The organism is Bacillus sp. ISL-34, assembly GCF_018613325.1.
Taxonomy (GTDB): domain Bacteria; phylum Bacillota; class Bacilli; order Bacillales; family DSM-1321; genus Peribacillus.
Window position 1 is genome coordinate 321,212 of sequence record NZ_JAGGQJ010000011.1, and the last position, 13,995, is coordinate 335,206.

Here is a 13,995-nt window from a genome sequence, read left to right on the forward strand (position 1 = left end):
GCCAATGGAAAGGACGGATATATCAGCTCCAAATATCTATCTGCTTCAAAGCCAGGTACGGGATCATCGGCAGCCGCACCTGCAAAAACGACGACGAAATATGTAAACGTAAGCTCTGGAACGCTCAATATGAGAAATAGCGGATCGGAAAGCGCGAGCATAGTCGCGAAGCTTTCAAAAGGAACGAAAGTGACGGTCTATTCGGAATCCAAAGGCTGGGCCAAGGTCAAAGCCAATGGAAAGGACGGATATGTCAGTGCAAAATATCTATCTGCTTCAAAACCAGGATCGGGATCATCGGCAGTAACGCCTGAAAAAACGACGACGAAATATGTAAACGTAAGCTCTGGAACGCTCAATATGAGAAATAGCGGATCGGAAAGCGCGAGCATAGTCGCGAAGCTTTCAAAAGGAACGAAAGTGACGGTGTATTCGGAATCCAAAGGTTGGGCGAAAATCAAGGCCAATGGGAAGGATGGGTATGTCAGTGCTGACTATCTTTCAACGACAAAGCCTGGAACGGATTCCAAACCATCCATACCTGAAAAAACGACAACGAAATATGTAAATGTCAGCTCAGGTTCCCTGAATATGCGGAATAAGCCGTCAGAAACTGCTTCCGTCATTGTGAAATTGGCAAGGGGTTTAGAGGTGGAAGTCATCTCGGAATCAAATGGCTGGTCTAAAGTTAAAGCGTATGGCGGGGAAGGTTATGTCAGTACACAATATCTATCAGCAACGAAGCCTGGTTCTTTACCGGGGCTTAATCCAGACGAAGAAGGAAGCACGGTAGTTAAATATGTAAATGTGAATGATGGCTCCAGTCTGAATATGCGGTCACAAGCATCAGCTTCCGCTTCCATTATAGCCAAGCTTGTAAACAATACGGCCGTAACGGTGTATTCAGAGTCTAATGGCTGGTCAAGAGTCACGGCCAATGGAAAAACCGGATATGTCAGTACGCAATATTTAACGGCCAAAGCACCGGAAGGTCCAGGAAGTTCGAATGGGTCGATAATCAGAATCGATAAAGAGTATAATCTTACGATGGAAAAAATGGTTGAAATTCAAATGGCCGTAAATGGCCAAACGGATAAAAAGTATAAAACCTACATACGTGAAGATGGATTAACTTTAATCAATTCAACCAAAGGTACGGTTAAAGGAACCGGATGGCGTGTCAGGGGCGGAGCTGGTTCTAATTATTGGGTAGTCGGTCCTGTCAGCAATAATCAATCATTGAATATTAAATCGAAAGTAAAGGGCTCTGATGGATACTATTGGTATGAGGTGGACTATAACAAGACATGGGTGAATGCCAGTCCGGAAGATATAGAATATAATCTCAACCCGAATAATTTTGTGAATGATCCAGTCAAGTCATTCCAATTCGTCAAGCTCTCCCAAGTCACCAACATGAACGTTTCTGAAGTGAATAATAGAATCCTTTCAGGTAAAGGGATTTTACAAGGCCAAGCTGCAACCTTCACTGCGGCAGGGGAAAAATACGGGGTCAATGAAATCTACCTGATTTCACATGCTTTGCTAGAGACCGGGAATGGCACTTCACCGTTAGCGACTGGCGTAAAGGTGAACGGGAAAACGGTCTATAATATGTATGGAGTGGGAGCATTTGACGGAACGGCGCTAAGCAGCGGCGCTCAATACGCCTATAATGCAGGCTGGTTCACTCCGGAAGCGGCCATCATAGGCGGTGCCGAATTCATCGCCAAAGGATATATCTCTGCTGGACAGGACACGCTTTATAAAATGAGATGGAATCCTACAACTGCAGAGAAATATGGTTATGCTTCACACCAGTATGCCACTGATATTGGCTGGGCAACAAAACAAGTGAAACAAATTTATAATTTGTATAGTTTACTAGATTCCTATAAATTGACGATTGAAGTTCCTAAGTATAAATAAGGAAATAGGAAACAACACATGAGTCCGACTCATGTGTTGTTTTTGTTATTTAGTTTTATCCTTTTCCAGAATACCCCTAACGACATCCTCGATCGTCACCACTCCCAATGCCTTTTCCAAGGCAAGTTCAGCAACTGAAAAGATGGGCTCTATTGTATCTTGTATATTTCTTCCAACAGTGCATGCTGGATTAGGATTTTCATGGATTCCAAATAATTCTTTATCGGAGACAACGTTAACAGCCTGATAAACATCGAGCAGAGTGATATCCGATAATTCCTTGGCCAATGTCGCTCCGGCGATACCAGGCCGAACATTCACTAAACCAGCATTCTTCAGCATTCCGGTGATTTTTCTGATTAAGGCTGGGTTGGTGTTTACACTTTTTGCTATAAAATCAGAAGTGTTAACGCCTTCTTTGTTTATTTCTAAAAGAGATAATATATGGATTCCTACGGAAAAGCGGGTACTGATGGACATCTCTTTTTTCTCTCCTTTAAAATCTCTATTCTTATATAGTATAAATTATTTAACATGTAATTCAAGTGGTTACAAGTTATAATGGCCTGCAAGAATAATATTTATCCATTAACCGTTTCCTTGTCAAGTCACGCCGTTTCTGCAAAGGCAAAAATAAAAGGTATGTGTAATTGACAAACCAGCATGGTGAAACTTATATTATAACGTGTAAATGAATCAGTTACAGGTGAAAGGTGAAGGAAGGGGGAACTGAAATCGGCCGCCATGGCTGGATAAGGAATATCGACACAACTACAAATGATGGAGGTATATGATGGCAAATAAAAAAAAGAGTAATCAAAAACAATCTTCTGCATTCACGTTTTGGATCATAGGGTTAATCGCTGTAATCATTATTGGCTTTATATTTTTGGCAAATGGGAAAGACGAAGATACTGCCGTTAATGAAATCGATTATAAATCACAGCCTTATTTGGGAGAAAAATCGGCTCCTGTCAAAATAGTGGAATTTGGAGATTATAAATGTCCAGTCTGTAAGTCATTCGAGGAGCAATTCTTTCCTTCTATACAAAGTGAATTGATTGATACAGGAAAAGCGCAATTTTATTTCATGAATTATTCGTTCATTAACGTCGATTCAACCAGATCCGCTAAATTTGCGGAAAGTGTTTATCAGGAATTAGGTAATGAAACCTTTTGGAAATTTCATGAGCTGTTGTACGATAAGCAGCCAGATGACCTGAAATATGAAAAGGAAGATGTCTTTACGGACAAATTCTTAGAAGAAACATTGAAAGAAATCGCAAATGACAAAGATGTGAAGAAGGTCGTTTCTTCTTTTAAAGCCGATAATTCCGAGGACCAATGGAACAAGGATATGGAGCTGGCCGACGAATTGGGCGTTTCTGGAACTCCTTCCTTATTCGTTAATGGCAAGAAGTTTGAAGGAAATACAATTGATGATTTAGTTAAAATGGTTGATGATGCAGCGAAGGAGAAATAGTGATGAACAAGCCACTATTATTTTCTTGGATCCTATCCATCATCGCCACTGCTGGAAGTCTCTACTTTAGTGAGATTCTCCATTATGTACCATGTACCTTTTGCTGGTATCAAAGGATCTTGATGTACCCGCTCGTTATTTTATTGGGCCGGGCCTTTTATGAGCAAGACCTGAAAATTCATCGATACATCCTCCCATTATCGATTTTGGGCATGTTGGTGTCAGGGTATCACTATAGTCTGCAAAAAGTCCCAGCCCTACAGCATTTCGAAATGTGCCAAAGCGGTGTTCCCTGCTCAGGAGAGTATATAAATTGGCTAGGATTCATCACAATCCCGTTTTTGGCCTTTATCGCTTTTACACTCATTACTATCTGCATGGGACTGCTAATGAAGAAGAAAAAAAGCGTGTAATTAAGCGCACCATTCTAAAAGGAATGGTGCTTTTTTATATATATATCCCCGAAAAACAGCAATATATCGACGGAAATCAGGATATATCTCCGAAAAACAGCAATATATCGACGAAACTCCTCTAAATAATAAAGTTGACAAAACGGTAACTTGTAATTTATATTATTACATGTAATCAATTAAGTTACAATTAAATAAAAACGATATATTAGGAGGAATTTAATATGAAAATCGGTATTATTGGTGCGAGCGGAAAAGCTGGAAGTCTGATTTTAAAAGAAGCACTGACTAGGGGACATGAAGTTACGGCCATTGTCAGGGATGAAGCCAAAGTCCAAATTCAAGGGGCATCCGTACTGGAAAAAGACGTATTCGATTTGAAAGCAGAAGATATTAAAGAATTTGATGTAGTAGTGAATGCCTTTGGAGCGGCTCCAGGGAAAGAACATCTGCATGTCGATGCAGGAAAAATCCTGATTGATGCAATGAAAGGGGCGCCTCAAACTAGACTGATCGTTGTTGGCGGAGCTGGAAGCCTTTTTGTTGACGAGGCAAAAACGATCCGTGTACTGGATACGCCTGAGTTCCCTAAAGAATACTTTGCAACAGCCTTTAATCAATCCAAGAACCTTGGAGATTTGCAAAATGCGACTGGCATCCAATGGACGTTCATCAGTCCTTCCGCCTTCTTTGATCCGCAAGGTAATAGAACAGGTGGATATAAATTGGGTAAAGACAACCTTCTTGTGAACTCAAAGGGTGAAAGCTATGTAAGTTATGCCGATTTTGCCCTTGCAGTAATTGATGAAATTGAAATTCCAAAGCACATCAACCAACGCTTTACCGTTGTTGCCGAAGCTGAATAAAGGTTTAACTGGACGTCACTCCTGGTGGTGACGTCCAGTTTTTTTTGGCAAAAATATTGACTGATGTCCATTTATTGCTGATAATTAGCAAGAAAGTCCTATAGAGGCTTTTTTTTTAGTAATTCTTACTGTTAGTTTTTAGTATAAACATCTAGATTTCCCAACAAAGAAAGAAGGACTATGCGAAGATGGATTGGAAATGTTCTTACGAATCATGGGTGAATTTCGAAGCCCTGGATAATGAAATGAAATCATTACTTAACGAGATGCAAGATGATGAAAAAAATATAGAAGATGCGTTTTATAAGAACTTGGAATTCGGCACAGGCGGTATGCGCGGGGAAATTGGGGCAGGTACCAATCGGATGAATCTATATACAGTCCGTAAAGCAACATTGGGATTAGCCCATTATCTGCAATCGATGGGTGATGAAGCAAAACGCAGAGGTGTCGCGATTGCCTACGATTCACGTTTTAAGTCGCCTGAATTTGCCTTGGAAGCAGCCAAGACCCTGGCCACAGAAGGAATCAAGGCTTATCTATTCGATGAGTTAAGACCAACGCCGGAGTTATCCTTTGCCGTTCGTGAACTGAATGCCTATGCAGGGATCGTTATCACAGCAAGTCATAATCCCCCTGAATATAATGGCTATAAAGTGTACGGGCCAGATGGTGCACAGCTTCCTCCGGCAACGGCAGATGTAGTGATTGAATTCGTGAATGCGATTGAAAACGAACTTGCCATTTTGGTAAAAGATGAAGAGTCATTGAAAGCGCAAGGCCTCATCGAGATTATCGGAGAGGAAATCGATGCCGCTTATAATGATAAATTGCTTACTGTGCCCGAAAACAAAGATTTAAGTGAAGAAGTTGATGTGACAGTTGTATTCACACCGCTTCATGGCACGGCAAATAAGTCTGTCAGACGTGCTTTACAAGATCTGGGATACGACAAGGTACACGTTGTAAAAGAGCAGGAACTGCCTGATCCCAATTTTTCGACAGTTCAATCCCCGAACCCGGAAGAGCATGCAGCATTTGAAATGGCCATTGAATTAGGAAATGAGGTATCGGCAGACCTGTTGATCGCAACGGATCCGGATGCAGATCGACTCGGTATCGCCGTTAAAAATAAAGATGGCGAATATGTGGTGCTTACAGGCAATCAGACAGGTGCACTAATATTGGATTATCTTTTAAAAGAAAAGAAATCGAAAGGCACTTTACCACAAAATGGAGTTGTCTTAAAAACGATAGTAACTTCTGAAATCGGGCGAAGAATCGCAAAGGAATATGGTTTAGGGACCGTTGATGTATTAACGGGGTTTAAATTCATTGCTGAAAAGATCAATGAATATGAGGAAAGCGGTAAGCACACGTACATATTCGGATATGAAGAAAGTTATGGCTATTTAATCAAGGATTTTGCCCGTGATAAAGATGCGATCCAAGCGGCCGTTCTTGCGGTGGAGGTTTGTGCCTACTATAAAAAACAGGGCATGGACCTATATGAAGGATTGCTTGCCATCTTTGAAAAGTACGGCTATTACCTGGAGGGACTTCAGTCATTGACCTTAAAGGGGATTGAAGGTGCCGGGCAGATTCAAGGGATACTGAATCAGTTCCGTGAGGCTCCTCCAAAGCAGATTGCCGGAAAAGCTGTTACGATGCAGGAGGATTATCAAAGCGGTGTGAGGCTGACGGTGGGCACCAATAAGGAAGAAGTCATTGATTTACCTAAATCAAATGTAATTAAGTACTTCCTTGAGGATGGCACATGGGTATGCTTGCGGCCATCCGGTACAGAACCTAAAATTAAATTCTATTTCGGCATCCAAGGCGAAACGATGGAAGAATCCGAGCTAAAATTGAAGCAGGTCATGAATGCTTTCATGGAAAATATTAATGAGATGATAAATAGTGCTAAGTGAATAAGTCTTTGGAACTATCAATCATATGATTAAGAAAAATAAGGCCTTTTCCTGAAATTTCGGGGAAAGGCCTTAATCATTATGGATGCATTTACAAATGAAGGGTATTTTTTCCGTTAATATATTTACAAAAAACGAGTCTATGTTACTATAAAAAGGATGATTCAGAAAAATTTGGTGTTTTTTGTAGATTTATTTTAATATGAAGGAGTTACAAAGAATGAAAAAAGTTAAAAAGGCCATTATACCTGCAGCGGGATTGGGAACTAGATTTTTGCCCGCAACGAAGGCAATGCCTAAAGAAATGCTGCCAATAGTCGACAAACCAACTATTCAATATATTATAGAAGAAGCCGTGAAAGCGGGAATTGAAGATATAATCATTGTCACAGGAAAGAATAAACGAGCGATAGAAGATCATTTTGATAATGCTTACGAACTAGAGAATAACTTGAGTGAAAAAGGGAAATTCGATTTATTGGATAAGGTGCAATACCCATCCAACCTAGCTAATATCCACTACATTAGGCAAAAAGAACCGAGAGGCCTCGGACATGCCGTTTGGTGTGCACGTAACTTTATTGGTGATGAGCCATTTGCCGTCCTTTTAGGCGATGATATCGTAGAAAGCGATGTGCCTTCACTACGTCAATTAATTAATGAATATGATGCGACAGGTTCGTCCATCATTGGGGTGCAGCCGGTAAATGAGAGCGAAACGCATAGATATGGCATCATTGATCCGCTTACGCAAGAAGGCAGAAGATACGAAGTGAACCGTTTCGTCGAAAAACCAAAACAAGGAACGGCACCATCCAATTTAGCCATCATGGGAAGATACATACTGACTCCGGAAATATTCGATTTCCTGGCCAAGCAGGAAACAGGGGCTGGCGGTGAAATTCAGTTAACGGATGCCATCCAAAAACTGAATGAAATCCAAAAAGTCTTCGCTTACGATTTTGAAGGAAAACGCTATGATGTCGGTGTTGTCGATGGCTTCGTGAAAACGACAATTGAATTTGCCCTGCAACGTCCTGATTTAAGAGACGACATCATAAAAGTAATGAAAAATATCCTCGAACTGCACAAGGCAGTGGACAAATAGACTTTAACTGCCCATTCATAATCTTTTAATTTAATAGAGTAATCATCTTTAAAAAATCTCCAACTATTGATCATTCATAGTTGTTATTTTTGGTTAATGAAAGGCAAACAAAATTTTGAATGGTGAATATAAATCCATAAAAGGGGATGCCTATTTAGTGAATAAGAAGGTAATAAAAAGAAAAGTCGATTTCCTTAAACAGCCTATCGCCAATTTCCTACTGAAGGGAAATCATCAGCGTGTAAATAGATATGCAAAGTATTATGAGAAATTAAGCGTGCAAAAAAACACAATTCTATATGAGAGTCGTGATGGAAACAGTATGACTGACAGTCCATACGCGATGTTTAAATATATGTTGGAAAATCAAGACTATCAAGATTTTATGCACATTTGGTCCATCCAGGATTTCAGAGTCCTCTCAGGTGTAATAGCGAAGTATAAGGATATGCCGAATGTTCAATTCGTTCAACGTAATTCAAAGGAATATTTAAAATGTTTGGCAACAAGTGAGTATTTAATCAATAACTCCACATTCCAATCTTTCTTCATCCCTAAAGGTGATCAAATTTACATCAATACTTGGCATGGAACGCCCCTTAAGAATATGGGCTTTGATATACCGGGTAATCCTTCGGTCTCGCAAAACGTTGTGAGGAACTTTTTGAGTGCAGATTTCATTTTGAGCCCTAATGCCCATACTACCAACATATTTACAAATAGCTATAAGTTAAATGGATTGTATAAAGGTGAAATTATAGAAGAAGGATATCCGAGGATCGATTTGACGCTGAATACGAATCCGGGGGAGTATAAGGATTATCTAAGGACTCTAGGATTGAAAATCAGTGATGCAAAGGAAAATATTTTATATGCCCCGACTTGGAAGGGGACGAACCTTGCCAAAGTGGATAACGATCTTCTTCAAATCATTGCCGATATTAATTATTTACAAAGTCAAATCGGTGAACAATATAACCTATTCATTAAGGTTCATCCATTTCTATATAAAGAAGCGGCCAAGCATTCGGAAATCAAGGATGTGCTAATACCTGACTATGTGGATACAAATGAATTGCTTGCTGCAGTCGATTTGCTTATCACGGATTATTCCAGCATATTCTTTGATTACCTTGTTACCCATAAGCCAATTCTATTTTACACATGGGATACGGACGTTTATGCAGAGCAAAGGGGGCAATATCTCCAAAATGACGAGCTTCCGGGACCGATGCTTTTTAACTCAAAAGAATTGGCACTAGCCATTAAAGATATTAAAAATGTGAAATTGAGATATTCCGGTAAATATAAAAAAATGCAGGGAAAATTCACGAACCATGAGGATGGAAGAGTAACTGAGAGGATAGTCAAAAATATTTTCAATAAGTCTACGAAACAACTGAATACGATTACTGGCCTGGATACCGCAAAGGAAAAAATATTGATTTATCCGGGCGGATTGAGGGATAACGGAATTACATCCTCTTTCCTTAACTTAATGAATAATATTGATTATGATAAATATGATGTCAGCTGTTTTACTGCCACTCCTCACTCGGACGAGGTTTTGAAAAATATGGGCAAGGTTAATAAGAATGTGCGTTTTCTATTCAAACCTGGCCTGCCTGTGTATAAATTTTTGGAAGTCTACAAAGATAAATTCATCCATAACAGAGGGGAAAGAGGTTTCTTAGGGAAGAAGCTTTACCCGGAAAATGCTTATATTAGGGAGCATGCACGTTTATTCGGTAAAACGAAGTTTGATTTTGTTATCGATTTTAGCGGTTATAGCCATTATTGGACTAAATACCTGCTGGCGGCAGATGCAAAAAAGAAAGTTTGTTATATGCATAATGATTTGCTTTCCGATAGTGAGCGCATCATTAATGGAAAGAGACCTCACCGTATTAATCTAAGAGGGATTTTTTCGGTATACAATCGATTTGATAAGCTAGTAAGTGTTTCTAAGGGAACGATGGAATTAAATCGAAAGAATCTATTGGAGTATGCAGACTTCGATAAATTTGATTATGTAATGAATTCTATCAACCCGGATAAAATCCTTCAAATCGAGTCAAATGAAGCTGAAGTTATCGAAAATGATGAAAAGGCAATGATCACAGAAAACTTCAAGGCAAGGGCTATATTAAGGGATGTTAAGGATAATCATGTTTGGAATACCCTTCCGGGAATTTCGAATGCCACCCAATTTCCATTGGAAGAACGATTTGAAGGTGCTGAAATCGTGATTTCGAGAAAAGCCCATGCCGATCAAACGACTTTTTATAAATTCAGCCATAACAATCAAATCATTGGCTGGATTAACGAAGAAGCTGTGGAGCTGTTGCCAGACAGCATCATTTATGAAAAAGAAGTGGATAAAATTGCAAGATTAGTAAGACCTCGATCGAACTATATTTGGTCGTTGCCGTACAAGGTTGAAGGAACGTACAAAGTTTCCGGCAGTCATGATTATAAAGGGATCATTGTAAAGGTCGATAGGGAAGCAAAAACCCAGCATTCGATTTATAGCAGAATATCCGTAAAAAACAAGATAATAGGCTGGATAGATAATTCAGCTTTATCCATGCTTGAACATTGTACAATCAATGAAGACATGAGCTTTAATGACAAGCTGCAAATCATGATGAAAAGAAAGTATATAATATCCAGAAACTATAAAAACAATAAAAAGTTCATTGATAAGATTGAGAATAGAACGCTGAAGGAAATAAACACCGGTAATCAGAAGTACGGAAAAATAGCTAACCCGGAAGACCATACAATCTGGACGAAGGCTTATCCGAACTACAAGGCTAAAAGAGTAAGCAAGGCGATCGATTTTGAAGGGCAAATCGTCAGAATCATAAAGTATAACAGAACCAACAAAGGCGGCTATTACCTTTTCGAAATCGATAATAAGAAAATTGGCTGGTTAAATACGGGAGCATTCGAAATCATAGAAGAGCCAATCCTGTTAAAAGAACGGGAAGTGCGCGGAACTGCCGAAATTAACTTGGGCGATTATAATATTTGGGATAAGCCATATGGGCTGCAGGATGCCATGGTTCTGGAAAATGGGACAACCTTTAATGGCCGGATCGTGGAATTCGATAAAGAAGCTGTTACTCAACTTGGTACTTATGCCCATATATCATCGGACGGGATATCTATAGGCTGGATCGATAAACAGGCGTTAATCGTACAAGAGGTCCATGGATTGGAAGTGAATAATCAATTCGTTCCATATCCTGATAAAAATGATTTTAACTTTGTCAATATGGGAAGATTATCTCCTGAAAAAGGTCAAGATAATTTGATTCGTGCATTCGCAGGCTTTCATGAGAAACACAAAAATAGTAAACTGTATATTCTAGGACAAGGACCTTTAAAGGAAGATTTGCAGGCAATCATTGATGAGCTGGACTTAAATCATTCCGTACATCTTTTGGGACAGCTTGAAAATCCATTTTCGTTCATGGAAAAATGTGACTGCTTCGTTCTTTCGTCACATTATGAAGGGCAGCCTATGGTTTTATTGGAGGCAATGACTTTAGGAATGAAGATCATGGCTACTGATATAGTGGCTAACCGAACCGTTTTGGAAAACGGTAAATATGGTTTACTTGTCGAAAATAGCATAGCTGGACTGGAAAAGGGCTTATCTACTATGGTTAGTACTGATAATCCTAAACTAGCGAAGTTTGATTACACCCAATATAATGGATTGGCCATGGAAACCTTCAATAAATGCTTATAAAATGAGGGAGGTTCCTTATAATTAGAAGAGCCTCACATATATGGGTTGCGAGATTTGGTAATGATTCATTTAAGCTTAAAGTAAAAGGAGAAATTCTATATGATTTTGGTCGTTGGCGGTGCAGGATATATTGGAAGTCATCTTGTAAAAGAGTTAGTGAATACTGAAGAGGTAGTCATTCTGGATAATCTCTCAACCGGTTTTCGTTCGCTGGTCGATACGAAAGCCATCTTGGTGGAAGGGAATTTAGGGGACGAAGCAGTCTTGAATGAAATATTCCTTAAGTATCCCATTAAAGCTGTTATGCACTTTGCCGCTAATAGCCTGGTGGGTGAGTCTGTTCAAGATCCTTATAAATACTATGATAATAATGTGGGTGCAACTCTTACATTATTGAATACCATGCTCAAGCATGATGTTAAGAATTTCATTTTTTCATCAACGGCAGCTACTTACGGGATACCAAATGTTGATATGATTGATGAAGATCAGCCAACCAATCCGATCAATCCATATGGCCGCTCGAAATTGATGGTAGAGCAAATCTTAGGGGACTTTGCAAATGCATACGGACTTCATTATATCGTCTTGCGTTACTTTAATGCGGCTGGAGCACATGCGTCGGCAGAAATCGGTGAAAGCCATGATCCGGAAACACATCTGATTCCTATTATTTTACAGCATTTATTAGGTCAACGTGAGAAGATTTCCGTGTTTGGTACGGACTATGACACAGAGGATGGCACTTGCATCCGTGACTATATCCATGTAACCGATTTAGCTCAAGCTCATATAATCGCACTTCAAGCCCTATTATCCGGGAAGAAGGATACGGCCATTTACAATCTTGGGAATGGAAAAGGATTTTCGGTTAAGGATGTAATCGACACTTGTGAAAAAGTCACAGGAGTGAAACCGACCATAGAGTATGCAGACCGTCGCCCTGGAGATCCCGCCCGCCTGGTTGCTTCGGCTAATAAGATATATGAAGAACTTGGATGGAAAGCATCGATAGATTTGGAAGAAATCATTGAAAGTGCGTGGAAATGGCATAAATCTCAAATGAAATAAAGGGACTCGATATTCGTTTCAGACTGTAGACAAACTCGAAGTAAAGCGAGTTTGCCTGCAGTTTTTTTATTTAAAAAAGGTTGCAGTTGATTTCAGAAATCTGCTCCCTTTCCGCGGACTGTCTGACAAGCCTCATCAAAGCAAGCGCCTGCGGGGTCTCGGCTAGCCAGTTATTCGGCAGGAGTGTCGCAAATTTCTTCAATCCAATGAGTACTCATCTAATATCAAACGTAAAAAATCATGTAGTATAACCAATTCTTGTTTTAATATGATGGTCCGCAGTTTATTCGACCTACCCCGGACTTTATTCGACCGTCCACGCAGTTATTCGACCTACCCTGGACTTTATTCGACCGTCCACGCAGTTATTCGACCTACCGCGCACTTAATTCGGCCTACACCACACTTAATTCGTCTATTCACAAATTTTTCATTTAAGCTTCCAGTGCTTTCTGTATGGATTTTTTCATGGCTTTTACAAAATTGTGACGTGTTTCATTCGTTAATTCCAACAGGGAAAGGTATGGATTTAAATCTTCCAGTTCTACTAATAAAAGTTCACCTTGTTCATTCCGGCAGGCATCAACTCGTTGGATGCCCCAATCAAGATTGTTCCATTCAATAAATCGTTTGGCAAAAGCCAGGTCTGCTTCAGTAGGTACATATTCTTTTAATTCCCATCTTTCCTCTTTATCTGGGGCATAAAGGGCATACTGAAATTCCATATCGATAAAATAAAAAGAGACCTCATACTCAAAGTTGATAAATGGCTGTACCAATATGTTCTTTGACTCTGAATCCATTTTATCGCTCAATTTTTCTTTTGTGACAAATTCCAAACCGATCGAATCTGCACCGTCTTTCGGCTTGACTATATACGTTTCCACATCGGGAAGTTTATTTAAAGATTCAAGTGTATCGATGGTCGGAATGACAGGGAATTGAGCATTCGTCAGTTCAATTAAGTATTCCTTCCCGTTCATATCAGCCTTTCCAACAAATGAATTGTACGTTTTCAAATTACCAGCAGCCACTCTATTACGGAATGCTAAATACTTATCTTTAAAATTCGCTACTGGACCGGCATTTCGAAATACGATTAGGTCAAAATCCTTTTCAAATGTTTCAATGTCTTCAGGATGGCAAAGTACTAACTGAAAATCTTCTCTAAGCTTCGAAGTAAGAAACAAATCCTCCTCATAATAATTTCTTCCTTTTGCTTCATAGTATAAATCCGTTACGAACAATAGTGTCTGCATGACTTCTGCACCTGCTTTACCGTTATTTTTCATTGATTATGTTAAAAATAAAAAATCCCGTCTCATTAAGAGACGAGATTTGAACTCGCGGTACCACTCTTGTTTAATAAAATGCTTGCAGACGCACAATAATACGTCGTCCCATATAACGGGGGAAACCGGTAAAGCTTACTGA

General features: G+C 39.6%; 10 protein-coding genes and 1 other annotated feature (1 of these 11 running past the window's edge). Of the genes, 8 read left to right on the top strand and 2 right to left on the bottom strand.

What is annotated here, in order from left to right:
- Positions 1–1,929 (top strand): SH3 domain-containing protein (locus J7E52_RS11535; protein WP_286197671.1); only part of this gene is annotated, 1,929 nt, incomplete at its 5' end.
- Between the two features lie 45 nt (positions 1,930–1,974).
- Here the strand turns inward: J7E52_RS11535 and J7E52_RS11540 are convergent.
- Positions 1,975–2,409 carry an Rrf2 family transcriptional regulator gene (locus tag J7E52_RS11540; protein WP_214746204.1) on the bottom strand — a complete coding sequence of 145 codons (435 nt, stop codon included), beginning with the start codon at positions 2,407–2,409 and terminating at the stop codon, positions 1,975–1,977.
- Positions 2,410–2,719: 310 nt separating this feature from the next.
- Here J7E52_RS11540 and J7E52_RS11545 point away from each other — a divergent pair, with 310 nt between their 5' ends.
- The 7 genes from J7E52_RS11545 to galE all read left to right on the top strand — a co-directional run bounded on the left by J7E52_RS11545 (position 2,720) and on the right by galE (position 12,561).
- The gene (locus tag J7E52_RS11545) at positions 2,720–3,412 is read left to right on the top strand and encodes a DsbA family protein (RefSeq protein ID WP_214746207.1); all 693 of its coding nucleotides are present in this window, start codon (positions 2,720–2,722) and stop codon (positions 3,410–3,412) included.
- A 2-nt stretch (positions 3,413–3,414) separates the two neighbouring features.
- The gene (locus J7E52_RS11550) at positions 3,415–3,825 is read left to right on the top strand and encodes a disulfide oxidoreductase (protein WP_214746210.1); all 411 of its coding nucleotides are present in this window, start codon (positions 3,415–3,417) and stop codon (positions 3,823–3,825) included.
- Positions 3,826–4,049: 224 nt separating this feature from the next.
- On the top strand, positions 4,050–4,691 hold the full coding sequence (locus J7E52_RS11555) for an NAD(P)-dependent oxidoreductase (RefSeq protein ID WP_214746212.1): 642 nt from the start codon (positions 4,050–4,052) through the stop codon (positions 4,689–4,691).
- Between the two features lie 188 nt (positions 4,692–4,879).
- Positions 4,880–6,622: a phospho-sugar mutase gene (locus J7E52_RS11560; protein ID WP_214746215.1), complete on the top strand. Its 1,743-nt coding sequence runs from the start codon at positions 4,880–4,882 to the stop codon at positions 6,620–6,622.
- Between the two features lie 220 nt (positions 6,623–6,842).
- The gene (gene galU / locus J7E52_RS11565; RefSeq protein WP_214746218.1) at positions 6,843–7,730 is read left to right on the top strand and encodes a UTP--glucose-1-phosphate uridylyltransferase GalU; all 888 of its coding nucleotides are present in this window, start codon (positions 6,843–6,845) and stop codon (positions 7,728–7,730) included.
- A 157-nt stretch (positions 7,731–7,887) separates the two neighbouring features.
- Positions 7,888–11,490: a CDP-glycerol glycerophosphotransferase family protein gene (locus J7E52_RS11570; protein ID WP_214746221.1), complete on the top strand. Its 3,603-nt coding sequence runs from the start codon at positions 7,888–7,890 to the stop codon at positions 11,488–11,490.
- 99 nt (positions 11,491–11,589) lie between these two features.
- Entirely contained in the window at positions 11,590–12,561 is a 972-nt protein-coding gene (gene galE / locus J7E52_RS11575) for a UDP-glucose 4-epimerase GalE (protein ID WP_214746224.1), read from the top strand.
- Positions 12,562–12,995: 434 nt separating this feature from the next.
- Here the strand turns inward: galE and J7E52_RS11580 are convergent, their stop codons facing one another.
- Positions 12,996–13,820, bottom strand: a complete 825-nt coding sequence (locus tag J7E52_RS11580) for an ATP-grasp domain-containing protein (RefSeq protein WP_214746227.1) — start codon at positions 13,818–13,820, stop codon at positions 12,996–12,998.
- Between the two features lie 65 nt (positions 13,821–13,885).
- Positions 13,886–13,995 (bottom strand) — a binding site (T-box leader); it runs 121 nt beyond the window's last position.